The organism is Sphingobacterium sp. CZ-2 (assembly GCF_004526235.1).
GTDB lineage: Bacteria > Bacteroidota > Bacteroidia > Sphingobacteriales > Sphingobacteriaceae > Sphingobacterium > Sphingobacterium tenebrionis.
The window spans coordinates 2,461,924-2,486,054 of record NZ_CP038159.1 but is presented as its reverse complement, the minus strand read 5'-3'; the positions used below and the strand labels follow the sequence as shown (position 1 = coordinate 2,486,054).

General features: G+C 42.1%; 23 protein-coding genes. 7 read left to right on the top strand and 16 right to left on the bottom strand.

Features of this window, described 5'->3' with window-relative positions; all coding sequences use genetic code 11:
• Positions 1-22 precede the first annotated feature (22 nt).
• From E3D81_RS11025 to rimK, 5 genes are all read left to right on the top strand, one after another.
• A complete protein-coding gene (locus E3D81_RS11025) occupies positions 23-505 on the top strand; it encodes a DNA-deoxyinosine glycosylase (protein ID WP_134777404.1) in 483 nt (160 codons plus the stop codon).
• Between the two features lie 102 nt (positions 506-607).
• Positions 608-1,339 carry a helix-turn-helix transcriptional regulator gene (locus E3D81_RS11020; RefSeq protein ID WP_134777403.1) on the top strand — a complete coding sequence of 244 codons (732 nt, stop codon included), beginning with the start codon at positions 608-610 and terminating at the stop codon, positions 1,337-1,339.
• Between the two features lie 56 nt (positions 1,340-1,395).
• Positions 1,396-2,574 carry an AIR synthase related protein gene (locus E3D81_RS11015; RefSeq protein WP_099365792.1) on the top strand — a complete coding sequence of 393 codons (1,179 nt, stop codon included), beginning with the start codon at positions 1,396-1,398 and terminating at the stop codon, positions 2,572-2,574.
• An 11-nt stretch (positions 2,575-2,585) separates the two neighbouring features.
• Positions 2,586-3,017: an ATP-dependent zinc protease gene (locus E3D81_RS11010; protein WP_099365791.1), complete on the top strand. Its 432-nt coding sequence runs from the start codon at positions 2,586-2,588 to the stop codon at positions 3,015-3,017.
• Positions 3,018-3,046: 29 nt separating this feature from the next.
• The gene (gene rimK / locus E3D81_RS11005) at positions 3,047-3,982 is read left to right on the top strand and encodes a 30S ribosomal protein S6--L-glutamate ligase (RefSeq protein WP_099365790.1); all 936 of its coding nucleotides are present in this window, start codon (positions 3,047-3,049) and stop codon (positions 3,980-3,982) included.
• Here rimK and E3D81_RS11000 read toward each other — a convergent pair.
• From E3D81_RS11000 to E3D81_RS10955, 10 genes are all read right to left on the bottom strand, one after another.
• Positions 3,979-6,540, bottom strand: a complete 2,562-nt coding sequence (locus E3D81_RS11000; RefSeq protein WP_134777402.1) for a DUF3857 domain-containing protein — start codon at positions 6,538-6,540, stop codon at positions 3,979-3,981. The genes rimK and E3D81_RS11000 overlap by 4 nt on opposite strands.
• A gap of 59 nt (positions 6,541-6,599) precedes the next feature.
• Positions 6,600-7,475, bottom strand: coding sequence for a glycerophosphodiester phosphodiesterase family protein (locus tag E3D81_RS10995; RefSeq protein WP_134777401.1), 876 nt, complete (start codon positions 7,473-7,475; stop codon positions 6,600-6,602).
• 22 nt (positions 7,476-7,497) lie between these two features.
• Positions 7,498-8,094 carry a histidine phosphatase family protein gene (locus tag E3D81_RS10990; protein ID WP_134777400.1) on the bottom strand — a complete coding sequence of 199 codons (597 nt, stop codon included), beginning with the start codon at positions 8,092-8,094 and terminating at the stop codon, positions 7,498-7,500.
• Entirely contained in the window at positions 8,091-9,527 is a 1,437-nt protein-coding gene (locus E3D81_RS10985; RefSeq protein WP_134777399.1) for an FGGY-family carbohydrate kinase, read from the bottom strand. Before E3D81_RS10985 ends, E3D81_RS10990 begins: the two co-directional genes overlap by 4 nt.
• A complete protein-coding gene (locus E3D81_RS10980; protein ID WP_134777398.1) occupies positions 9,527-10,975 on the bottom strand; it encodes an FGGY-family carbohydrate kinase in 1,449 nt (482 codons plus the stop codon). Before E3D81_RS10980 ends, E3D81_RS10985 begins: the two co-directional genes overlap by 1 nt.
• 2 nt (positions 10,976-10,977) lie before the next feature.
• Positions 10,978-11,988: a 2-hydroxyacid dehydrogenase gene (locus E3D81_RS10975; RefSeq protein WP_134777397.1), complete on the bottom strand. Its 1,011-nt coding sequence runs from the start codon at positions 11,986-11,988 to the stop codon at positions 10,978-10,980.
• 2 nt (positions 11,989-11,990) lie between these two features.
• Entirely contained in the window at positions 11,991-13,262 is a 1,272-nt protein-coding gene (locus E3D81_RS10970; RefSeq protein ID WP_209023058.1) for an MFS transporter, read from the bottom strand.
• 256 nt (positions 13,263-13,518) lie between these two features.
• Positions 13,519-14,589, bottom strand: coding sequence for an endonuclease/exonuclease/phosphatase family protein (locus tag E3D81_RS10965; protein ID WP_134777396.1), 1,071 nt, complete (start codon positions 14,587-14,589; stop codon positions 13,519-13,521).
• A 67-nt stretch (positions 14,590-14,656) separates the two neighbouring features.
• Positions 14,657-16,063 carry an FAD-dependent oxidoreductase gene (locus E3D81_RS10960; RefSeq protein WP_134777395.1) on the bottom strand — a complete coding sequence of 469 codons (1,407 nt, stop codon included), beginning with the start codon at positions 16,061-16,063 and terminating at the stop codon, positions 14,657-14,659.
• 76 nt (positions 16,064-16,139) lie between these two features.
• Positions 16,140-17,420 (bottom strand): MFS transporter, encoded by a 1,281-nt coding sequence (locus tag E3D81_RS10955; protein WP_134777394.1) that lies wholly within the window; start codon positions 17,418-17,420, stop codon positions 16,140-16,142.
• 144 nt (positions 17,421-17,564) lie between these two features.
• On the opposite strand from E3D81_RS10955, the gene E3D81_RS10950 reads away from it, so the two are divergent.
• Entirely contained in the window at positions 17,565-18,329 is a 765-nt protein-coding gene (locus E3D81_RS10950; RefSeq protein WP_209023057.1) for a DeoR/GlpR family DNA-binding transcription regulator, read from the top strand.
• A gap of 433 nt (positions 18,330-18,762) precedes the next feature.
• On the opposite strand, the gene rplT is transcribed toward E3D81_RS10950, so the two are convergent.
• The 6 genes from rplT to E3D81_RS10920 all read right to left on the bottom strand — a co-directional run bounded on the left by rplT (position 18,763) and on the right by E3D81_RS10920 (position 23,295).
• The gene (rplT, locus tag E3D81_RS10945; RefSeq protein ID WP_099365781.1) at positions 18,763-19,107 is read right to left on the bottom strand and encodes a 50S ribosomal protein L20; all 345 of its coding nucleotides are present in this window, start codon (positions 19,105-19,107) and stop codon (positions 18,763-18,765) included.
• 104 nt (positions 19,108-19,211) lie between these two features.
• Positions 19,212-19,412 carry a 50S ribosomal protein L35 gene (rpmI, locus tag E3D81_RS10940; RefSeq protein WP_099365780.1) on the bottom strand — a complete coding sequence of 67 codons (201 nt, stop codon included), beginning with the start codon at positions 19,410-19,412 and terminating at the stop codon, positions 19,212-19,214.
• Positions 19,413-19,450: 38 nt separating this feature from the next.
• The gene (gene infC, locus E3D81_RS10935; protein ID WP_245153202.1) at positions 19,451-20,014 is read right to left on the bottom strand and encodes a translation initiation factor IF-3; all 564 of its coding nucleotides are present in this window, start codon (positions 20,012-20,014) and stop codon (positions 19,451-19,453) included.
• 17 nt (positions 20,015-20,031) lie between these two features.
• The gene (gene thrS / locus E3D81_RS10930; RefSeq protein ID WP_134777393.1) at positions 20,032-21,957 is read right to left on the bottom strand and encodes a threonine--tRNA ligase; all 1,926 of its coding nucleotides are present in this window, start codon (positions 21,955-21,957) and stop codon (positions 20,032-20,034) included.
• Between the two features lie 156 nt (positions 21,958-22,113).
• Positions 22,114-22,638, bottom strand: coding sequence for a cupin domain-containing protein (locus E3D81_RS10925; protein WP_134777392.1), 525 nt, complete (start codon positions 22,636-22,638; stop codon positions 22,114-22,116).
• 81 nt (positions 22,639-22,719) lie between these two features.
• The gene (locus tag E3D81_RS10920; protein ID WP_167554275.1) at positions 22,720-23,295 is read right to left on the bottom strand and encodes a Crp/Fnr family transcriptional regulator; all 576 of its coding nucleotides are present in this window, start codon (positions 23,293-23,295) and stop codon (positions 22,720-22,722) included.
• A gap of 84 nt (positions 23,296-23,379) precedes the next feature.
• On the opposite strand from E3D81_RS10920, the gene E3D81_RS10915 reads away from it, so the two are divergent.
• A complete protein-coding gene (locus E3D81_RS10915; protein ID WP_134777390.1) occupies positions 23,380-24,003 on the top strand; it encodes a 7-carboxy-7-deazaguanine synthase QueE in 624 nt (207 codons plus the stop codon).
• The last annotated feature ends 128 nt before the right edge of the window (positions 24,004-24,131 follow it).

The window sequence follows — 24,131 nt, the reverse complement described above, 5'->3', positions numbered from 1 at the left end:
TGGAATTAGGGAGAAATAGTAGATGGCTATAAAATGTTCGTTTAGGCCTATAGTGGATTTGAATTCGAGGTATCTGATTCTTGGTTCGTTGCCAGGGGATCTTTCGCTGGAGAAACAGGAATATTATGGGCATCCGCAGAATAGGTTTTGGAGATTATTGGGGATGATATTTCAGGAGGATATCATGTTGGATTATGCCGATAAAAAGCGATTTCTTCTTAAGCATCATATCGCGGTTTGGGATGTTTGCGGGACGGCATTTCGGGTGGGGAGTATGGATACGGCGATTCAGGAGGCAGTACCTAATGATATACTGGATTTGCTAAAGCAAAATCCGGGGATTGAACATGTACTTTTTAATGGAAAAAAAGCGATGCATCTGTACGATCGATTTTTTGAACGCATAGATGGCGTACAGTATCATGAATTGCCGAGCACGAGCCCAGCGAATGCCAGCTATAACCTGGAAAAATTATACGAAAAATGGGTAAAGGTTTTCATTTGATGCGGAAAATTGTTTAGGTGTTAAAAAAATACGGGAAACCTTTTTCATAATAGGATATAATGACGTAACTTCAAGAAACCATTATTAGCACATCCAATTATTATGAGATTTAAGGAATTAGAAGATGCCTTAGAGCAGCTTGTTCTGCAGATCAAATCGGCAAATCTTTCCAATACTTCCAGTGTTCGAACGGAGGAGTTTATGGATCTGATCAATAGCTCCCCCTATCTGATTACGATTCATGATGTGGAATTCTATCGGCCTATCGGTATCAATGATGCCATGCGGCTGTTCTATGGATTTCAAAAAAATTGGTTGACCGGCATGGATTACCTTTATTACCTGCAGACCATTCATACCAGCACTTACCACAGTTTATTGAATTCCCTGACTTTCTTCCGTAAGGATAAACCTTCCTACCTTAACCTGGATTATAAACTCCTTCACCATAGCAAGGAATTTAAATTGGTGATCGGGACTTCCAAAACCATCATCAGAACGGAGAATGGAAAACCGAAATTTGCAATAACCGTAGCAAAAGAAAGTTCGGAAAAGGGCAGCACCAGCAAATTAGACCTGATCAATCAGCTGACGAGCAGGGAAAAAGAGATTGCTCAACTCCTGATCGATGGCGTAAGTAAAAAAGAAATTGCAGGTCGATTGTTTATTTCCACCTCCACCGTGCAGACGCATAGCAAAACGATCTATAAAAAACTTAAAATCAATAAAATAAGCGAATTGATCAGTTTGGGAGATACCTTTTCCTTCCAATTGATGAATAACAATCAGGAGGAATCCGATTTACATAAATTTGACCCTTTTGATTTCCGCTAAGGCAGGATAGAAAAACATTCGGTTTAATCGCTTGGTTTGTTTATTTTTGCATCAAGATGTCAGATTTAAAATACAATCAACGAGGTGTATCCGCAGGGAAAGAGGATGTACACAATGCAATAAAAAATATTGACAAAGGTTTATATCCCCAAGCCTTCTGTAAAATCATCCCGGATATATTGGGTGCTGATGAAGCTTGGTGCAACATCATGCATGCGGATGGCGCTGGAACAAAATCTTCCTTAGCGTATGTTTACTGGAAGGAAACCGGCGATCTTTCGGTTTGGAAAGGTATTGCGCAGGATGCCATCATCATGAACCTGGATGACCTGCTTTGCGTTGGAGCCATCGACAACATCTTATTATCTTCTACCATCGGTAGAAACAAAAACCTGATTCCAGGAGAGGTGATCGCAGAGATCATCAACGGAACAGAAGAAATCTTGGCCGAATTGCGTGAAATGGGTATTGGTATCTATTCCACCGGTGGTGAAACCGCTGATGTGGGCGATATCGTTCGTACGATCATCGTGGATAGTACCGTGACCTGTAGGATGAAACGGGAGGACGTAATCTCCAATCACCGCATCAAAGCTGGAAATGTGATCGTGGGTCTTGCATCAAATGGCAAGGCATCCTACGAAAAAGAATACAATGGTGGAATGGGATCCAACGGTTTGACATCTGCCCGTCACGATGTATTCAGTAAATATATTGCAGAAAAATACCCGGAAAGTTTTGATCCGGCAGTACCATACGATCTGGTATTTGCTGGTGGAAAAGCCTTAACAGATAAAATTAAAGTAGAAACAGGTGAAGAGGTGACCGCCGGAAAATTGGTTTTATCGGCTACCCGGACCTACGCCCCTGTTATCAAACAGATTTTGGACAAATACCGTTCGCAGATTGATGGGATGGTACATTGTTCGGGAGGTGCGCAGACGAAAGTGTTGCACTTCGTAGACAAGGTACATGTCATCAAGGATAATCTATTTCCGATCCCTCCCCTTTTCGAATTGATTCAAAAAGAATCCAATACCGACTGGAAGGAGATGTACAAAGTATTCAATATGGGTCACCGTATGGAACTTTATGTACCGGAAGCAATTGCTGCTGATATCATCCAGATTTCTGAATCCTTTGGTATTCCAGCCCAGATCATCGGTCGTGTGGAAGAATCAACGCAAAAACAAGTGACGATTCGCTCCCCATACGGAGAATTTATTTACGAGTAAAATCTTTGTGCGTGAAGGGCAAGAAGATCATCGGAAGAACAGAAATCATTGATTTACCCGAGTTGGGCCTTTACAATATCGAGGCGAAAACGGATACGGGAGCAGAAACCTCTGTCCTTCATTGTGAACAGATGGAGGTGGTAAAACGAAAAGGTCACTTGTATATCATCGGGCATATCCGCCCGAACCTGGAAAGTGATCAGGTTTTGAAACTTACATTCCCTGTGCACCGCGAGAGAACCGTAAAGAGTTCTTTTGGGCAATCAGAGATCCGCTATATCTTCTTGACCAAAGTTCGCATGTTTAACGAGCTATACGACATTAAATTGTCTTTTCGCGACCGTTCAGCCATGTCCTACCCCATGTTATTAGGTCGAAACTTTATTACAGGAAAATTTCTTGTGGATGTATCTAAGAAAAATTTGGCATCCAATATGATATAATCATTATAAGTTTTATACAAAAAGCAACAGTGAAAATAGCCGTTTTATCGACTAATAAGTCGTTATATTCTACACGACGCCTCGTAGAGGCTGCGATCAGCAGAGGACATGAGTGCGAAGTCATAGACCATAGCAAATGTTACGTAGGGATTCGCCAAGGCGAACCTACCATGCACTATAAAGGCCAGGACATGCCTGCCATAGATGCCATTATTCCACGTATCGGTAATTCGGTAACCTTCTACGGTTCAGCGATTGTCCGCCAGTTCGAAGTAATGGATGTAATTTCCGCTAACCAGAGCCAGGCCATTACCAGGTCCAGGGATAAACTGCGCTGTATGCAGATCCTTTCCGGCGCTGGATTGGGACTTCCGATTACCGGATTTGCAAGGACTGCCGCCAATGTAGACGATTTGATCAACATGGTTGGTGGTGCACCGCTCGTGATCAAACTGTTGGAAGGAACCCAAGGTATCGGTGTGGTATTGGCAGAGACCAAGAAAGCCGCATCTTCGGTGATCGAAGCGTTCTATGGTTTAGGAAACAACATCCTGATCCAGGAATACATCAAGGAGGCGAAAGGCTCTGATATTCGTGCATTTGTGGTGGATGGTAAAGTGGTCGGCGCTATGAAGCGTACTGCCAAAGAAGGAGAATTCCGTTCGAACCTACATCGAGGTGGTACCGCCGAAGTGGTAAAATTAACGTTAAAGGAAAGACAGACTGCCATTGCCGCAGCAAAAGCCATGGGATTAACCGTTGCCGGAGTGGATATGTTGCCATCAGCACGTGGTCCGTTGATCTTGGAGGTAAACTCCTCCCCTGGTTTGGAAGGTATTGAAAATGCTACCGGAAAGGATATCGCTGCGGAGATCATCAAATATCTGGAGAGGCAATACGAAGCCAAACAATTAGCAAAACCGACTACGGTAAAAAGAAAAATAAAAAAAGAGAGCAAGCTTTAAAACTTGCTCTCTTTTTTTAGATAAGGTACAACAAATGTACCTCTTGATCTATTGGAAAAATAAATGTATGCCACGATAAGCAAGGTCCCAATCATGTCTCCAATGAATTTAGGAATATAGGTTTGAGCACCAAGTTTGAATTTATACAAAAAGAAAAGGTGAATAATGATAAACACCAACATGGAAATTCTAAAAATTATAAATGTCTGTGGAAATATATCCCGTCTCTGGAAAAAGATAATAACAAGATAGACAGTGAAGGTAAGGGCTATTGCTGAAAAAGTTAATGAAAAACCTTGAAATAACCATAAAGGTAATTGATCAGCCTTTGGTTGAAATTCGATTGCTGCCCAGGATTTTTCCATAAGAACGGAATCGTGCGAAAAAAGATTAGATAGGGAAAGTAACGGAGCAAGGATGACCCCGATCAGAACAACGATCATCCACCCCCCAATACCCGTATAGATCGGCAATGAAGGATCGTTGGTCCGAAGGAAAGGTTTCGATTTATTGTATTTTATGTAGATAAAACCTATCGTTAGCAGAATGATCAGGAAAAAATATGCAAACGCCCAAAAATTAACATTTATACCTTCCAAAACAGTATTCACATAAAGACTTCCATCGTCGTTTAAATAGAAGCTATACCAAAGCGGTATATTGCTTTTTTCATAATCTTTTGCGTAGATCAATGCTTCTTCTGCTGGAAGAAAGCTATCATAGAATTCCATTATATTGGTAGAAACTAAGGTATCTTCTTGGGTATACACCTCATGATCCAACTGATAATAATCGCTGGATCCATTTATTTTTTCCTGAAAATAACTTAATGGTTTATTATCCTTGTTGATGATCTTCACCGTATGGGAAATTTTAATCGGAAAAGGGACAGCGATTGGAGCCTTCACCTTATTTTCTACCTGGGGCAAACGATCATAAATTGTCTTGGCATAGGCAGGCACCATTTTCCGTTGATTACCTTCTTCCTGGATAAAGAAATCATCGATCTCGTAACTTTCCATCACAATGATCTCATTTTTCTTCCTATCATCCTGGATGGTTAAAGGCTTAATCCGTTTTACATCCTGATATAATTCCTCATAATAGTTTTCGTAATCCTTCTGTAATTGATTTTTAGAAGATTGTTTGAGGTTAGCCCGCATCTCATCCGCCTGACTACCTTTATAGATTGTCATTACATCCAGACGAACCTTATCACCCAATATCATATGGATGATATCCTCCACTATCATCTCTTGGCCGTTTGGTTTTGGAACTTCCATTAATTTGTTCCCCTCATTAAGCACTAACACTTCGCCATAATAAGGAAAGAAGCGATCTAAAGGCAAAGATCCTTGATGGCTAATGGTTGGGTCCAAGAATTTATTATGCCCCTCCATATCCACGCGAATGACCATATGGTTGAAAGCGTATGGACTAGGTAAGCGCTTGTTCAATTCTTTATCCTGGTAGGTATTCGCTAAAACAAGGGAAGACTTGATGTTTTTATATTTCAACATTGCCGCCAGCAAGAGGGATTTATCCTTACAATCGCCATACCGCTGATTAAATACTTTTTCTGGAGCATGGGCAAGGTGGGAATGCTCCCCCATTTCGATACCCATATACCTGACTTCATCCTGCACAAAATTTAAACAGTACTCCAAAAAGGTTTCTTTATTCCCTTTGGCTTTCGCCCATTGTTCATCCACAAATTTAGCAATGGGTGATCCTGCTTTGATTGTTGGAATCGGATTGACCTTCGTGGCCCAATCCGATACTTCTTGCCAAGTGGAAAATTCGGAGACTTCCAATTTACCTGATTGGCTAAACCAACTTGGTGTCGTTGGGATATATTCATCGGAAACACTCGGGTGAAAATCCCAATAGATATAGGTGAGACCGCCCTGCTTTTTAGTTTTCTCTACCGGAACATCATTCAACCGGCGGATATTAAGTTTTCGGGAATCAGGCACAATATACACCACCTGTGCCTTACCCATCGGCTCCCCGGAGGTAAAATAATATTCGCCAGAATATTTACCGCCAAAGACGGGGTTAAATCCGATCAAGGAATAAGCGATTTGGATCTTATCCCCCTTTCTTAAATCATCGAGAATAAGATGGGCAGTATAGGTACCGTTGTAAAGAAATCGACTTAAATCGGTTTCGGTGGCCAGGACCCGAAACCGGGAAATATCCAAACGGTCTAATACCTGGTTACCCCTCAAGATCTGAACTTCATGAAAAACCAACCGTTGGTAGGTTGGATCAAAATTGACATTCACTTGTCCGGCATATTCAATCCCCGAATCATCGGTGATTACTTTTACTTCCTTATAATAGGAAGTTTGTTGTCCTAGGTGGACCTGATCTATCGTCGATTCATAATAATAACCCAAACTGATATCGTCAAGATCCACAACTTGGGGTTTAATGCTGGAAGGCAATAACCAATTTGGGGTATTAGCCTTTTGGATTTTTGGAGTTTGTGCTAATGCAGTAACATAGCTGCACAGCCAAGCTGCGCAGATTGCAATAATAATTGGTAGTCTCATCTGTAATAATCAGTATACGAATATACTGATTAATTTATTTTAAATCGTAGGAAATATAATTACCGAATGGCTTGGCTCACCTCGATCGGAAGATCGGACTCCAGAATGGTGGCTCCATCCGCAAAAACGGCTCTATATTTCGCTGCTCTTTCCGCTTTGCTTTCCAATTTGTCGTAAGTTGGCGCCGTGGAAATCATGCATAGAACGCCTTTTTCTTTAAAGAAGTCGTACATCGCTTGGTTGGATTCCTTGATTTCCGGACCAATGTATACAATCATGCGGTCGTAGGGCAATCCCGAAGCCTTAAATGCTTCCAGGTCCTTTGCGGTTTTGATGTGCATAGATAAATATTGCTGAGGATTTTTGTCCAAGTAAAACTTCGCCTGCTCCACGTTATGAACCGTCACCCAGACCCATGCATACGCATTGTGCTTGCGGATAATTTCAGCAGTCATCTCCATGGGAAGATCCTTTTTATCCAAATTGAGTATGGTTTTGCCCTTTGCCCAAAGGATCATTTCTTCCAAGGTATTGATTTTATGTTTTGTCTTGTTTCCCTGTTTATCCTTTAACCTTAATTTCTTCAGTTCTTTATAAGTATAATCGGCGACTTTCCCGGTTCCCGTCGTTGTTCTATCCAGTGTAGCATCATGAACCATCACCGGAATTCCATCCTTGCTCAAGCGTGGATCCACCTCAAAAATAGCCGGGGTATGCTTCAAAACTGCCGCCATAGCGGGAATGGAATTTTCGGGCAATCCCTGCTCCATGGTACCTCGATGGCCTGAGATGATCTTTTTCCCAGGTACATATCGGAAATAAGCATACATATCCTGAACGGTAGGAAAATTAAGATAATTGGATTTCTGTTGTGCCTGCACAAAAAATGGCATCATCAACAGGAAAAGCATAGCTAGGGAAACGTATTTTTTCATGAAATATAAGATTGTTTCGAAATTAGGCATTCAATTTTAATAAATTAAAGCCATTATGTTTATCTAATGTTATCAAAGTCAATGCGGAGTTTTCCTGAACGATCTTTCTATAGTTCCTTAATGGCATTTCCAATTGGCTCGCCATGAATAAACGATTGACACCGTTATGCCCTACAACCAAGATGGTTTGTCCATCGTATTTATCCATAAGTTCCTGATAAAAATCGTTCAGACGCTCCAACACCTGACTAGCATTTTCACCAGTATTCCCCGCTCGGAAAGCCGTAGGATCGGATAACCAATTATTCCACGAATCTGGATCTTCTGCTCTAAACTCTTCTGAACTTTTTCCCTCCCACTGTCCAAAATCCACCTCGATCAGTCGATCATCAGTCTGGACTAGATCCTTATTTCCGGCTGCGATCTCTGCGGTTGTTCTTGCCCTGATCAAGGGAGAAGAGAAAACCTGATCAAAGGAATAATCCTTCAATAATGCTTTCATTCTATTGGCTTGTGCCATTCCCTTTTCGGTTAAGGGGATATCGGTTCTACCACAGTATTTATTTCCATCTGCATTATAGGCTGTTTCACCATGTCGCAATAAACAGATTGTTATCATGAAATATAATTTAGATCTTTTAGTTTTTGTTTAAAGGCGTTGTATTGTTTCTCATATTCCTGATGCAGTATTGGATCGGGCATGACTTTCTTTTCTATGGAAGCCATTTCGGCTGCGGCTTCCTGCAAGGACTGGTAATAGGTATAGGATGCAGCCATAATAGCGGCTCCAAAAGCACCACTTGCCTCCTTGCATTTATAAGTTGGTACATTCATGACCGAGGCCCTTATTTTTAGCCATAGATCGGAATTTGCTCCTCCACCGGCCGAATAAATGGCCGCTATTTTCTCGCCAGATAATTCTTCGATGATCTCATAGGCCAAACGCTCTATAAAGGCTACCCCTTCCAAATTCGCAGCAAATAAAGTTGTACAATCAGTTGTTTGAGGTTCGAAGCCTTTAGCCTGCGGAGCCATAATGGGATAGCGTTCGCCAATCTGTTTCAAGGGCCATGCTAATTCGCCTGTAGGGATAAGATTCTCTGCCGCTGCAGTGAGCTTTTGAAAATCCTCCTGGAAATCCAAAGAGATCCAATCAGCTCCGGTATTGCTGGCTCCCCCTGGCATCCAATAACCTTCGGGATGGCGATGGCTGTATAGTCTTCCTAATGGGTCGACTACCTTGTTTTTCGTCACACCTTTGATGACCAAGGTGGTTCCGATGGTGGTGTTCCAGTCGCCGGGTTTCACAGCTCCAGAAGCCATCTGTGTAGCACAGCCATCGGTCATGCCGACCACCACATCGATGGGGGGAATCCCCCAAGTTGCAGCCAGCTCAGCATCCAATTTTCCTACAACGGTACCTGATGGAACCACCTGTTGTAACCAGGCTTTTTTAATACCTATTTCTTCTGAGATATAGGCTGGCCAGGTTAATTTATCGAGATCATAACCTGATTTTAATACGTTGGTATAATCTGTTGTATGGTAATTTCCGGATAATTTACCGACCATAAAATCAGAGGCATGTATCCAAGTAGCCAATTGCTGTGCTTTGTCGGGATAGGTTTCTATGAACCACAACATCTTGCTGATGCCGCTGGATGCATTGAAACCAGTATAACCATCCTTCACATGACGCAAGGCTATTCCGCGACAGCGTTTCCCCTGCTCTTCCGATCGAGGGTCACTGTACATGATCGCTTCGTAGATGGGTTGGTTATTTTTATCTAAAGGGATAACGGTTCCAGAAGTAGAAGTAACAGAAATAGCCCTAATATGCTCTTTCTGGATTGTAGCAGGTAGCTGATGGAAAAGGATTTCCAACATTTCCTCCACGTCCTTCCACCAGATTGCCGGAGATTGCTCTTCCCTAAAACGATCATCGAGGGCAAACTTCCTGGAATCCGATGCTATGAGGTTTCCCTTTTGATCGACCAGCACCATCCTCGCTCCTTGGGTTCCCACATCAATACCTATGAAATAGTTATCCATTAATGTGCTACTTGTTTAAAGGTTTTTCTGGCGTTCTTCCATTCCTGGTATAACTTTTCAAACTCCTCGTGGTCTTTCGGAAAGACCTCTTCCAATAGTTCTGGGGTTTTATTTGCGACACCTAGGGCATCATTACACACAAATACCCCACCCAAGACCGAAGCTTGGCGGAAGGTATCGCGGATTTTGATGCTTTTCCCGAACAGGTTGGCAATGAACTGTCGTAATTTGCGGCTTTCCACTCCACCGCCACATGCCCAGATATAGGATTCGGTATGCGGCGAGACCGCATCCAAAAATTTATAGTTCTCGTAAATACTGCAGGCAATATCCCAAAGGATCGCAAAGACAAAACTTCCACGGGTCAATTGATGGGATACCGGCGCATTGAAGATAAAGCCCCCTTTGGTCAGCGGCTCATCCTCATCGGCAATAAGCGAGCCTAAAGAAGCCACACATTGCGAATAGGTAGCATCTTCTAATTCCTTTTCGATTACCTCATAGCCCTCGTTCGGATAGAAAATCTCCTTGAGGCGTTGGTAGTTTAATCCCGTAACCCCTGCATTGGCCTCCAGGATAAAGTTGTTTTCATCGATATGTCGGCTTGTCCAAGTACGTTGGTCCTCATCCTTTTCATATTGTCCGACAATCTTAATGATCGGTGTGGTCGTACCGGAAACAATGACCACATCGTTTGCCGATGGTTCCATGCTTCGGATAGCCAATTGGGTATCCCCACCACCTACCACAATCTTCGCCTCCGGATTAATGCCTAGTTCATGGGCTATTTCCGGTTTTATAGTCCCTAATATATCAGTTGCTTGATATAAAGGTGGAAAAATGGAAGTAGAAATATTAAACAATGCGGCTAAAGGTGCAGACCACTGTTTATGCTCCACATCATACAACAGGGTTTCAGATGCCTGGGAATGCTCGTAACAAGGAACTCCTGAAAATTGATATTGAATCCAATCGCTGATGCTCATGAACTTATCGATCTGAGCATACATCTCGGGATATACCTCTCGCACACCCACCAGTTTAAAGGCAGAAAAGAGGGAAGTTGGGTATCTTCCGGAAAGGTTATAGACCAGGTCTTTATCCAACAAATCTTTTTCCCAATTTCTTCCCCGGTGGTCAATATTCGGCATGCCCAAAAGGGATTTACCGGATGGATCGATGATCACGATGCCTTCGCGTTGGCTAGTAGCGGTAATGGCTTTTATAGTCACTTCTGGAGCCTCTGCTAAAGCTTCCTTGGCCAATTTTAATATTTGGCGCCAAAGGTCCTCTGGATTGAAATAGATGGATTCCTCATAGTTCGCATCTGTTTCGTAATGTACATTTTCGCGTTTGATGCTCCATAATTCGCCGTCTGTTCCTGCAACGGCAACCCGGGCATTTCCTGTGCCGATATCAACAATTAAATAACCTTCTTTATTTGCCATGTTTAGCCAATTGAAATTCTCTCCAATACATTTTTGTTCACCAATTGTTTAATGCCTGTATTTCCTTTACGGAAAAATTCACGGAGATTATTGTTCATGATGAAGGCATGGTGGTCTTCCACTTCGTGGGTTGCCCCAGCGATATGTGGCGTGGCCAATACGCGTTTGTTCAATATCATTTTATAATCCGTTTCATCTGGTGGTTCATGGTAGAACACATCCAGTACAGCACCTCTAATCTTACCGTTCTCAATGGTATGCAATAAATCCTCTTTATTGACCACAACAGCGCGAGCGGTATTCACAAAAATAGCATCTTCCTTGAGGAGATCCAGGTATTTTTTATCGATCAACCCTTCTGTTTCTGGTGTTACCGGAAGGTGGATACCAACGACATCGCATGTGGCGAATAATTCCTGGAGTTCCACCTTCTTGTAATCGTTGTTTTCATCGGTATAGTAGGGATCGTAATAATAGATTTCTGCAGGGAAATTTTGTAGCATACGGGCAATATGTTGCCCAACTGCTCCAAATCCCACCATTCCAACTTTTTTTCCGGCCAGTTCATTTCCCTTAAATTCCAGGTAGGATGTATGGGCCCCCTCGCCCCAATGCTTTCCTTCTAACCAACTGATGGCCGGCAGGGTATTGCGCATTAAGGTAATCACATTGGCGATGAACATTTCTGCCACCGCCTGGGCATTCCTGGCAGGTGTGTTGAACACTGGAATGCCCAATTCGGTAGCTACGGCTAGGTTGATATTTGATGGTGTACCTCTGCAGATCCCTACGAATTTGAGATCTGGATGCGCACGCAATACTTGCTCTGTAATTTCATCGTGCTCTGAAATTAATGCTTCAGCACCTGTTTCCTTTAATAATTCACTTAATTCTGATGGGTTATAGGCACGGCCTTGGGGTTTCCATGATCGATAGATAACTTCATCAAAAAGACCTTTCAACTCATTCAATGCCTTTTCGTTCTCGTAAGGTGCTGTAAGTAATACTTTCATAATTATGCTTGAATACTATTTTCTTTTAAACTGCTATTTTCTCCTAAAGGGGAGATTTCTTCTTTCGGGATATTGATGAACTTGGTCAATATGGCTGAAATGACATAGAGACCCGCCAATACCCAGATGACGCCTTCGGATCCAATCGATCCGATCAGAAGGCCAACAATGGCCGGACCCACAAATACCGGCAGTCCTGCTCCTAGGTTTAGGATTGCCATGGCGGCGCCTTTATCCTCTTTGACCAAGGAAGGCACTAGCGCGGAAAGTGGCACATAGCCTGCCAATAAGGCTCCCCAGGCAATACCTGCAGCCATTACGGCCCAATAACTTCCATCGAACCAAACCGGCGAATAGTAGAACAGTACTGTACTGATAGCACAGCCGATTCCGCCAAACCACATGATGGTGTTTTGCCAGCCCAAACGGTCGCCTACAAATCCAAAAATTAGGTTAAAAGCAATGTTACTGGTGAATATGGTGCCCCAGATCTGTAGCCATTCTTTGGTATCAAAACCGTGTTCCGCCATATAGAGCGGAAGAAAAACTGGAAATGCGAATTGGGCGGTGGTATTGATGACCCGTACAATGCCTCCGATCAATACCTTAGGCTCTTTTTTTACAATGGTTAGGCCATTGACCAGTTCTTTGACCTTTGATTCTTTGGAAGCTTTGGTTTCAAACTTATCGCGGTTTAGTACTAGGGCGAAAAATGCGCCTACCAATACCCAGAAGATGGAACTCCAAAGGGTATTTTCGTAGCCAAATCGCTCCAATGCCCAGCTGGAGTAATAAGCGCCTAGGACGTTCAAACCGCCTGTAAATACAAACCAGAACCATCCTACGGCTCTTCCCAGCATATTTTGTGGTGTTCGATAATTGATCCAGACCATGAAGGAATAGGCAAATAAGGGATAGCCAAAACCTCTAATCGCATAAAACAGCAACATGGAGGAATAATCCAGTTTCGCCATACCCATGGAAATAAAACCGATGGTACCGATGATATACAGCAATAGCCCCATGACCATGGATTTTCTAGGTCCATAACTTTCGGCCAGTACGCCGGAAAACCAAGAGGAAATGGCAATGGTAATGCCATATACCGTAAATAGGCTCGCTGATTGTTCCATCGACATGCCATGCTCGATCAGGTAGGGACTTAGCCAGCCCTGTTCGACGCCATCGCCCATCATAAAGATTAAAATACCTAGATATCCCCAAGTTAAGTTCCCAGGTATTCCAAGCTTATTGGATAAATTGTCTTTTCCCATTTGAGTTTTTTGTTTAGATTACAGGAATTGGTTACACTAAAATAAATAAAAATTAATATAAAAAAAGATTTTTAAAGTATTTTATGTTAAAAAAAGAACAGTTTTTAGCTGTTCTTTTTTTGGGGTTGTTTAGATTAAGTTTTGGAGTAAGGGTAAGTTTTGGAGTTAAGTGTAATTTTTCCATTTAGCAATTTTCATTTTTCATATTTCATATTTCATATTTCATATTTTCCTCGGAATCATTGCAAATATTAATCTAGGAATAGTTTACAACGGCATTGACGAAATAATGGTCGCTTGCATATACTTCCCCTAATTTATCTTTGATGATTTGGGAGCTGCTCGCTTTGACCGGTCCTTTTATAAAAATGAAGTCGATTTTTTTGGCTTTGGCTTGTCGAGGATCGTTTATGGGTTTAAATCCATTGGTAGTTCCTTCTATTCTTTGCCCGTCATGGCCATATTGGCCATACTTGCGAGATTGCCCTTCGTTGGAAGAATTACCGTCGTTGTTAGTTTGCCCGTCATTGCGAGATTGCCCGTCGTGGGAAGAATTACTGCCTTTGCGAGATTGACCGTCATTGCGAGGAACGAAGCAATCTTCCCATCCCGCCCCCAATACATTTTCATACACTTTCGAATCCATCCCCATATTAAAATCACCTGTAAGGATCTGGACAAAATCTTCTTGATATTGTGCCGCCTCCCTCAAAACCACATCCATCTGTTTTTCCTTTGCTTCATTACTAACATGATCCAAATGAAGATTAATCAATCGGATCTCCTTGTTAGTTTTCTTATCCAGCAACCTCACCCAGGTAGCATTCCGAGCGCGAGCAGATCCCCAGGATAAACTACCGGCTTGCAGTGGAGTTTCGGACAACCAATATCCCCCAGCAGTTAATAGTTCAAACCTCTTTTTAGAGAAAAAGATAGGGTTCTTGGCAATCCCATGATACCCTTCTTTGAACTTATCCATTTCCGGGCCATCAAAACCAAAGGCAAAGTAATCAGGAAGCGATTCTTTGAGGTCTAAAAACTGTCCTCTTAAGACCTCTTGAAAACCGATCAGATCTGCCTGCTGTTTCTTTATGACATGCAAACAAGAGAGTCTCCGATCCTTCCAACCCAATCCTTTTTCAGCATCTTCCGGTAGATCCACCCGGATGTTACAAGTAAGCACTTTCAGGGAATTTTTCCCTGCTTCTGAGGTCTGAAGGATATGCTCAGCTGCTTCCACATCAAAACGATGCAGAAAAGGGATGCTGGCGAATAGCCCTGCTTTGATCAGAAACTCCCTTCGACTGGATTTGGGTATTGGAGCCATTTTAATAATTCTTTGTAACCTTATTGGAGTAAAATTTAGTAACCTTACAGTTTTAATCTTCGTAGCCTTACTTGAGTAAAGTTACATCTATTCCTACACTTTCACCCAGATAAGCTCCTGATTGTATCAATTCCGCACGCAATTCATCCACATTCACATCAGCAGGTGTTATACCTTTCCTCACCGCTTGTTTTGCGGCTCTTCCTGCCGCCTCGCCCATGGCCATACATGGCGCCATCACCCGAATCGCCGACATGGCTTCATGCGTGGTGGAAATGGAACGCCCTGCTACCAAAAGATTCCTCACCTTTGTAGGCACCAAACTGCGATAAGGGATATCATAGCTATCGCCACACCAGGTCAAAGTACATCCCCCACCCTCTGGATGATGGATATCCAATGGATAACTTGCCACGGCCACTGCATCATCAAATCTTCGGCATCCTAAGATATCATCCGCGGTCATCACATAATTCCCAACGATTCGACGGGTCTCGCGGATTCCCAGGAAAGGTGCCATTTTGGTAAAATGGGAGTCTTCAAATCCCGGAACATATTCTTTCAGGTATCGTTGGATTTCCTCCACTTGCTTACGGCCTTCGATTTCGCCGAAGGTCAAGCTTTCTGGATTGGTTCCATCTACTCCATTGATTCGCGACATATTTACCCACACCTCGCCTTCTCGAAGGCCCGTGATCAAAATCGTTCGCTCAACCGGCAATTCATATCCCGCTGCCCTTGCTTTCTCCATCACACTGCGCAATCCAACCACAATAAACTGATGGTTCTGCCCGAAATATTCCGCAGGAATAAAATCGGTAAGATAGGTCCTAGGCTCCTCCGCAATGGACATCCTTAATTTATCGGTATCCACATTGGCCATGCAGAACATCAAGGTCGGTGGCTGAGCACCTCCAACATCATTCCCTTGCTCACATGCTACCCCCGCTTTGTAGGCGACATCCGCATCGCCAGTACAATCGATCACTGTCTTGGCCAGGATCACTTCCCTTCCTGATTTGCTTTCGATAATCACGCCTTTCAGCTCATCTCCATCCATCACCACTCCTGCAGAGAAAACATACAACAGCACTTTTACACCCGATTCTTCCAATACTTTTAAACCGATATTTTTAACGGCTTCGGGTTCGACCAAAGTCAAACTCATGTGCAGCGGGCATGGTCTGTGTTCCGATGCAGCATCGACTTCTTTCAGGCGATCAATAAATTTTTGTGGCAATCCCTTAATGATCTGGTTTCCCTTTTGGCCTAAAAAGCCTAGAATAGGTAAACCAATGGTCATATTCCCCCCTACAAAACTGCGGTTATCGATCAATGCGACTTTCAATCCGTCGGATGCAGCCGCTTGTGCTGCAATAATTCCTGCTGGTCCTCCGCCTACAACGAGTACATCCACTTCCATACGAACCGGAGTTTCCCTTGCAGGCTCCAAAATGGTCTTAACATCTTTCATATCTGCTAACTAAATGTGACTTATTTTTTCAATCTTAATTTATCTGGATTTCTTATCAATTATGCTGTAGTCTTGGTTAATTCACCTGGAAGCCTTGTGTTTTATGGGCATTATCAGAAGGTTTTTCTTTACGGACCATGGTCCATAATATCAATACAGCCACGGGATGCATAAACGCCATGGCGATAAAGATGGTTCCAGCACCCAAGGACCCCATCATCTGCCCGACAAAATAATTGAACAGAACCGCGCCTAAGGCACCAAATCCACCGGCTATTCCTAATACCGAAGCCACATTCTTTACAGGAAAAGCCTCTGCAATTACTACAGAGATTGTGAACAGCCAGCTCAGACAGGCAACGGCCACCAAAGCAAAAATAGCTATCGTTAGGTAGGGGCTATTGACATAGGTCGTTAAACAACATAAGGGTGCAAGAACGGCAATCGTACTCAACATGATCTTCCTGGCAAGCAACGGTTCTTTCCCATTTCTAACCATTTTATCTGACCAGGCAGATGTAGCAATCGCTCCGAGATCTGCCACTAGAAAAGGAATCCAACCGAACATACCGATCTGAGCCAATGTCAATCCGCTCTCCTCCTGTAGATATCCAGGTAACCAGAAAAGGCAAAAATACCAGACCGGATCGCTCACAAAGCGAATCAATAAGATGCCATATAATGACTTGGTTTTCCAGAGCTGCCCCCAGGTAAATCCGATCTCATTTCCTTTAGCCGCATCCTGACCTACCGCTTCCTGCTTGATTGCAGCCGGCGGTTCGGTATAGATCAGAAACCAAAAAAGCGCAATGATTAATCCTACGATACCCGCAACGATGAAAACCGTATGGAAATCATACTGCATCGCGAGCCAGGCAACCAAAGGCGGAGCGATGATCGCCCCAATACTGCTTCCTGCAACACAAAGACTATTGGCGGTTGCCCTTAACTTTCCGGAGAACCAAACCGTGACCACCTTCAATTGAGCAGGGAAATTGGTCGGTTCCGCAGCACCTAACATCCCCCTGAAAAATAGAAAAGAGCCAAATGTACGGGAAAGTCCTCCCCCCAGACAGGCTGTCGACCAACCTAAAATACCCCATAGCATCACCTTTCTTTCTCCAAACTTATCGACCAACCAACCCGAAACAGGATACATCAACGCATAAAAAATGGTAAATACATTCAGCACCATCGCATACCCATCATCACCTAGTGAGAACTCCTCTTTCAACATCGGTTTTAATATGGAAACGATCTGTCTATCGTAATAGTTGAAAACGATGGCTAGGAAAATCACAAAAATGATGAACCAACGCCTCTTTTCAGCGGGGATGGACAAAGTAAACTTGGACATATTTAAGATTAGGTTATAATATTTGCTAATGCCTAATCAAATGTATGGAAAATAATAGAAAAAAAGATTTTTAAATAAAAAAAAAGAATTCATTACTTGCTAAAAGGTGGCTATATTTGTCATAAGTTAACTTATAAATGAATTATGATGAATATAACGGACAGACACGAATTCATCCTCAAGACACTAAAAGACAAAGGAAAGATCAGTATCGATTGGTTATGCGAAACCATGAAGGTTTCCAGCGTCACGATCCGCAAGGACTTGAAGGTACTTGAGGACAAAAACCTGTTGTTCAGGATAAAGGGCGGCGCATCAAACAGCAACCCATACGCCATAGACCGGCCCATCCTCGTAAAAGAAACTATTAACAATGAGGAGAAGCAAAGAATTGCTCAGGAAGCTTTAAAATTGATCAAAAACAACGATTCCATAATGATTGGATCTGGCACGACTGTTTTTGCATTGGCTAAAAATCTGGAAGTGACACACGGTTTAACTGTCATAACACCAGCACTTAAGGTAAGTTTGGAACTCAGTAACAAACCAAACATAGAGGTGCTACAACTTGGTGGCTTGATCCGCCCGAACTCTTCCTCTGTCGCTGGGCAATACGCCATGCGGATCCTTGATGAGATCAGCTGTGGCATCCTGTTCTTAGGAGCCGACGGCATCGATCTGGATTTCGGGATTTCCATCAGCAACCTTCCAGAAGCAACACTTAACCAAAAAATGTTGAACACCGCCCAGAAAGTCGCTATCCTGGCAGATAGCAGCAAGTTCGGAAAACGCGGACTCGGCAAAATCTGTGAACTCGTCGATGTGGATTACATCATCACCGACAGCAAGGTATCACAAAGCACTGTTAAAACTATTGAAGACTTAGGCATAAAAATCATTATCGCCTAACACCTACCCTACTTCTTTAACTTTTTAAAAAAAGATTTTGAACATTTCCATGTTTAAAAATCTTTTTTTTGTTTTATAAGTGCTTTAAAAGAAAATAATTTAGTGTTACCATTTTATGAACAAATAGCATCTTTATAATTCTTTGAAAATTTAATAATTAAAATGCATTAAATAATTCCATTTCCAAGAATCAATTTTAATACTCAAAATAATTTAAAACCTTTTTAAACATCAATCAATTCTTAACCCCAATAAGGATGTAATATACAAATCTTTTAAGGTTATCTTATCCAACAAGTCTATCATATCCTAATCCAACAAGGTTATCAAACCACAGGTCTAACTACTAAATACTAACTACTTAATACTAAAAAAGCCACCCTAACGGGTGGCTTTTCAAATACCTAACAAATTGACAGCGGTTTAAAAATCTTTATTTTACTGCGTCTATAACTGCTTTGAAAGCCTCTGGGTTATTTAAAGCTAAGTCAGCCAAAACCTTACGGTTCAAACCTACGTTTTTAGCGTTTAATTTACCGATCAACTGAGAATAAGAAATTCCGTGTTGACGAGCTCCAGCGTTAATACGTTGGATCCATAAAGCTCTAAACTCGCGTTTTTTGGTTTTACGGTCGCGGTAAGCGTACTGTAAACCTTTTTCTACTGTATTTTTAGCAATAGTATAAACTTTGCTACGAGATCCGTAATAGCCTTTAGCTAATTTTAGGATTCTTTTACGTCTTCTTCTAGAAGCAACTGCGTTAACCGAACGTGGCATAATGATTAAATTTTAGTTTGGTATAAGGTGTTACGTGTTTCAGTAAACTTACTACCCGATACCCGGTTAAAAATATTGTTATTTAAAAAAAAATTGTATAAAACTTATTTACCGATACCAAGCATACGTTTTACGTTGCCTGTATCACCATCAGATACATAACTAGTTGTAGTTAAGTTACGTTTCTGTTTGGTTGTTTTTTTAGTCAAGATGTGGCTTTTGTAAGCGTTTTTTCTTGCAATTTTACCGGTTCCAGTCAATTTGAAACGTTTTTTCGCGCTGGAATTGGTTTTAATTTTTGGCATAATACTATAAATTTTATATCAATCTGTTAGATACTTTGTTATTTCTTAGCGGCGGCTTTCGGAGCCAAGGTCAGGAACATACGCTTACCTTCCAATTTAGGTAGCAATTCCACTTTTCCGTATTCTTCCAAAGCTTGAGCGAAACGTAGCAACAAGATTTCACCTTGTTCCTTAAATACGATCGCACGGCCTTTAAAGTGTACATAGGCACGAACCTTCTCACCACTTTCCAAGAAACGCATGGCATGCTTCAACTTAAATTCAAAGTCGTGCTCACTCGTGTTAGGTCCGAAACGGATCTCCTTGATCACGGTTTGCTTAGCATTAGCCTTGATTTCTTTTTGCTTTTTCTTTTGTTCGTATACGAATTTACTGTAATCGATAATCTTACAAACAGGAGGCGTAGCGTTTGGAGAAATTTCCACCAAATCCAATTCCAATTCATCAGCGAGCGCTAAAGCTTGTCGCGTAGGGAAAACTCCTTGTTCTACATTATCACCTACTAAACGCACTTCTGGAACTCGGATATGCTCGTTGATACGGTGCTCAGGTTCCTTCTTTCTAATTGGGCCTCTATTGCCGAAATTGTTACTTTTTGCCAAATGTTTCCTTAATTAAATTAAACAGTAATTTCTTTTATTAATAAATCTTTAAATTCTTCTGATGTCATCGACCCTAAGTCGGTACCACCATGTTTACGAACGGAGATTGCTCCACTTTCGACTTCCTTCTCCCCTACGATCAGCATATAAGGTATTTTCTTCACCTCCGCATCACGGATTTTCCGCCCTACTTTCTCGTCACGTAAGTCAATCAGACCGCGAATATCGGAATTATTTAGTGATTCCAAAAGTTTTTGCGCATATTCTTCATATTTTTCTGACACTGGCAAGACGATAAACTGCTCAGGCGCAAGCCATAACGGAAATTGTCCACCACAATGCTCGATCAATACGGCAACAAAACGTTCCAAGGAACCGAATGGTGCACGGTGTATCATCACCGGTCTATGCTTTTGATTATCACTTCCTGTATATTCCAGTTCAAAACGCTCTGGAAGGTTATAATCCACTTGGATGGTTCCTAACTGCCATTTACGTCCCAAAGCATCCTTCACCATGAAGTCTAATTTTGGACCATAAAAAGCTGCTTCACCCAATTCAACAACGGTCGGTAAGCCTTTTTCAGCTGCCGATTCGATGATCGCTGCTTCAGCTAAAGCCCAATTTTCATCCGAACCGATGTATTTCGTCTTGTTCTCCGGATCACGCAAAGAAATCTGAGCGGTAAAATTGTCGAAACCTAAAGCTCCAAAAACGTAAAGCACTAGGTCGATCACTTTTTTGAACTCCTCTTTTACCTGATCAGGTCGGCAGAATAAGTGCGCATCATCCTGTGTAAACCCTCTTACACGAGTCAAACCGTGCAATTCTCCCGATTGTTCGTAACGATAAACCGTTCCAAACTCTGCAAAACGAACCGGTAATTCTTTATAAGAGCGAGGTTTCGTTTTGTAGATCTCACAGTGATGCGGACAGTTCATCGGTTTTAACAAGAACTCTTCGCCATCAACCGGAGTATTGATCGGTTGGAAAGAATCCGCACCGTACTTTTCGTAGTGCCCAGAAGTAATGTACAATTGCTTATGCCCGATATGAGGGGTGATCACCGGCTCATATCCAGCAGCAATCTGTGCTTTCTGTAGGAAGTCCTGCAATTTCTGTCTCAAAGCAGTTCCTTTAGGCAACCACAAAGGCAAACCCATCCCTACTTTTTCAGAGAAAGCGAACAATTCCAATTCTCTTCCCAATTTACGGTGATCACGTTTCTTCGCTTCTTCGATGAATTTCAGGTATTCTGTCAATTCAGAAGCTTTAGGGAAAGTCACCCCATAGATACGTGTCAACTGCTTACGGGTTTCATCACCGCGCCAATAAGCACCAGCTACATTGGTCAATTTAACGGCTTTGATTACTCCAGTATGTGGAATATGTGGACCACGACATAGGTCAGTGAAATTACCTTGCGTATAGAAGGTGATCTTACCATCCTCAAGATCTTTGATCAGGTCCAGTTTATATTCATCTCCTTTTTCGGTGAAATAAGCCAATGCTTCAGCTTTAGAAACCGCTTTACGCTCAAAAGTTTCCTTTTGTTTAGCTAATTCTACCATTTTGTCTTCGATCTGTTTGAAATCATCAGATGAAAACTCACGATCTCCGAAATCTACATCATAGTAGAATCCAGTTTCGATGGCAGGACCAATACCGAATTTAATACCTGGGTACAATGCTTCCAATGCTTCTGCCAGTAAGTGTGCGGAGGAATGCCAAAAGGTATTTTTCCCTTTGTCATCATTCCAAGTCAATAACTTAATGGAAGAGTCGGATTCGATAGGTCTAGAGGCATCCCATACCTCGCCATTTACTTCGGCAGCCAATACATTTCTTGCTAATCCTTCGGAGATTGACAATGCAACCTGCATGGCCGTAGTGCCTTTTTCATACTGACGTACGGAGCCGTCAGGTAGTGTAATATTAATCATTTACAACATGATTGGTGTTTGTTCATAAATCATGATTCCGATCAAGGTCTACAAGTACCTTGATTTTCGGGAATCACCTTAATTAATTCGGCTACAAAAATACGGAAAAATTACCGCATAATGAAATCAAATCCCCCACCAAATCCATTGAAATTATTAAACAACATCATCATGAGCTTTCAACTGTTCTTCCAGATACCCCTTCGCGATAGCTCGCTTAGCAACATACCACAAGAACGGCTCGAACCAAGACCTTACCCCAATACTGAAAGAATTATTCAAATAAACAAACAAGGCCAAATCCTTGAATCGTCTCGGGCTTCCATCTTTGGCGATCCATCCAGAAGCATGCAGGGAAGACAACAGCAATAAAGCCTTTTCAAAATTTTTATTTCCCATTTCCACCCTTACCTGCACCATACATTCCTCGCCCCAGATATTATGGAAATAATGGATCTCATCCGCTGGTATGGTCATTTCATCACCTGTTCGAAGGATGTATGTTTTATCACCCACACCCAGTTCCAATGCACCAGAAATTATCCGGAAACTTTCAGAAAATTCCCGATGGAAATGCCTAGGCGTTTTTTCTCCAGGAAAAATACGCAACAAAATCTCACTGTAAGGATGTTTTGAAACAGATTTAAGAATCTTTACTTTTCGGATTTGAACTTTTCCCATTGCTATTTGGTTTTCAGCAAAGTTCCGGCTCCAAAATCCGTAAATGATATACCTAAGTCAATAAATTCATTTCATAAACGCTTACTTCGACCCGATCATCCTTCTTCTAATCCGACTCAGCGAAGAGGGCTCTACGCCTACAAAATTTGCAATATGGTATTGGGATACCCTTTGCTCCAGATCGGGAAACATCGCCCGAAATTTCAGGTACCTTTCTTCTGGACCATCCGAATATAGGGAGGCCAGCTTTTTCATTCCATCAATAAACAATTGTTGGATCACCAACCGGCCCAATCGTTCCCCTTGGCTCAACAGCCCGTATAGCTTGTCAAGATCTGCCCTTCCGATTTCATAATAGGTACAATCCTCCAAGGCCTGAATATTTTTCGTAGTGGGTATTAATCCTATAAAACTTTCATATTCACTAAAAAAATCCCCTTCCCTACCAAATTCATAGGTTTTACAAACGCCATCAACATCAACAAAATAACGCACAATGCCTGTGTCCAAAAACCCGACATACCGAGCGATCTCTCCTTCCTGAAGAAAGAATTCCTTTTTTTTCAACTGCTTCACTTTAAACAACGACTGAATGATTTCAACATCTTCATCGGTCAAAGCTACATAGGCAGAAATCTTACGAATCAATGAATCCAATATCTTGTTTTTTAGATTTTTCACTTAAAAATAACAATTCTCAAACAATAAATTCCATACCTTTGCAGCTCTATTTTAATCGTTATGTCAAATCAAGTTCCAGCAGACGGATCAATGCTTCCCTTGATGGAAGAATTTTACACCATACAAGGCGAAGGATACCACACCGGAAAGGCGGCTTATTTCATCCGTCTTGGAGGATGTGATGTGGGCTGTCATTGGTGTGATGTGAAGGAAAGTTGGGATGCTGACCTGCATCCATTGACTTCGGCAGAAACGATCGTAGAAAATGCCAAGAAATTCCCGGCAAAAACAGTGGTTATTACCGGCGGTGAGCCATTATTGTACAACCTCTCCTACTTGACCCAAAAGTTAAAGGAGGCGGGAATTCAAATCTTTTTGGAAACATCAGGCGCCTATCCATTAACCGGTTACTGGGATTGGATCTGTCTTTCACCAAAGAAATTCAAGGGTCCTCGGCCAGATGTCCTGAGTGCGGCAGGTGAATTGAAAGTGATTGTTTTCAACAAGAGCGATTTTACCTGGGCAGAAGAACATGCCAAATTCGTAGGTTCTACCTGCAAGCTGTACCTACAGCCCGAATGGTCCAAAGCAGCGGAGATGACTCCTTTGATCATTGACTACGTCAAGGATAATCCAAAGTGGGAGATTTCTCTCCAAACCCATAAATACCTAAATATCCCTTAGGTAAAATATAAAATACACAAACGATTGTTTTTATCGAAAAGGCTTGATTTCATCGCTTAACCTTCTCCTACCGATTAAAATATCGGAAAATGGGGTTAAAGATTCCTAAATTTGTTTTACCTAATTCC

Bases quoted from the DNA above. Each gene is read 5' to 3' on its own strand.
- E3D81_RS11025 (WP_134777404.1), top strand. From the start codon at position 23: ATGGCTATAAAATGTTCGTTTAGGCCTATAGTGGATTTGAATTCGAGG.
- E3D81_RS11020 (WP_134777403.1), top strand. From the start codon at position 608: ATGAGATTTAAGGAATTAGAAGATGCCTTAGAGCAGCTTGTTCTGCAG.
- E3D81_RS11015 (WP_099365792.1), top strand. From the start codon at position 1,396: ATGTCAGATTTAAAATACAATCAACGAGGTGTATCCGCAGGGAAAGAG.
- E3D81_RS11000 (WP_134777402.1), bottom strand. From the start codon at position 6,540: ATGAGACTACCAATTATTATTGCAATCTGCGCAGCTTGGCTGTGCAGC.
- E3D81_RS10995 (WP_134777401.1), bottom strand. From the start codon at position 7,475: ATGAAAAAATACGTTTCCCTAGCTATGCTTTTCCTGTTGATGATGCCA.
- E3D81_RS10990 (WP_134777400.1), bottom strand. From the start codon at position 8,094: ATGATAACAATCTGTTTATTGCGACATGGTGAAACAGCCTATAATGCA.
- E3D81_RS10985 (WP_134777399.1), bottom strand. From the start codon at position 9,527: ATGGATAACTATTTCATAGGTATTGATGTGGGAACCCAAGGAGCGAGG.
- E3D81_RS10980 (WP_134777398.1), bottom strand. From the start codon at position 10,975: ATGGCAAATAAAGAAGGTTATTTAATTGTTGATATCGGCACAGGAAAT.
- E3D81_RS10975 (WP_134777397.1), bottom strand. From the start codon at position 11,988: ATGAAAGTATTACTTACAGCACCTTACGAGAACGAAAAGGCATTGAAT.
- E3D81_RS10970 (WP_209023058.1), bottom strand. From the start codon at position 13,262: ATGGGAAAAGACAATTTATCCAATAAGCTTGGAATACCTGGGAACTTA.
- E3D81_RS10965 (WP_134777396.1), bottom strand. From the start codon at position 14,589: ATGGCTCCAATACCCAAATCCAGTCGAAGGGAGTTTCTGATCAAAGCA.
- E3D81_RS10960 (WP_134777395.1), bottom strand. From the start codon at position 16,063: ATGAAAGATGTTAAGACCATTTTGGAGCCTGCAAGGGAAACTCCGGTT.
- E3D81_RS10955 (WP_134777394.1), bottom strand. From the start codon at position 17,420: ATGTCCAAGTTTACTTTGTCCATCCCCGCTGAAAAGAGGCGTTGGTTC.
- E3D81_RS10950 (WP_209023057.1), top strand. From the start codon at position 17,565: ATGATGAATATAACGGACAGACACGAATTCATCCTCAAGACACTAAAA.
- rplT (WP_099365781.1), bottom strand. From the start codon at position 19,107: ATGCCACGTTCGGTTAACGCAGTTGCTTCTAGAAGAAGACGTAAAAGA.
- rpmI (WP_099365780.1), bottom strand. From the start codon at position 19,412: ATGCCAAAAATTAAAACCAATTCCAGCGCGAAAAAACGTTTCAAATTG.
- thrS (WP_134777393.1), bottom strand. From the start codon at position 21,957: ATGATTAATATTACACTACCTGACGGCTCCGTACGTCAGTATGAAAAA.
- E3D81_RS10925 (WP_134777392.1), bottom strand. From the start codon at position 22,638: ATGGGAAAAGTTCAAATCCGAAAAGTAAAGATTCTTAAATCTGTTTCA.
- E3D81_RS10915 (WP_134777390.1), top strand. From the start codon at position 23,380: ATGTCAAATCAAGTTCCAGCAGACGGATCAATGCTTCCCTTGATGGAA.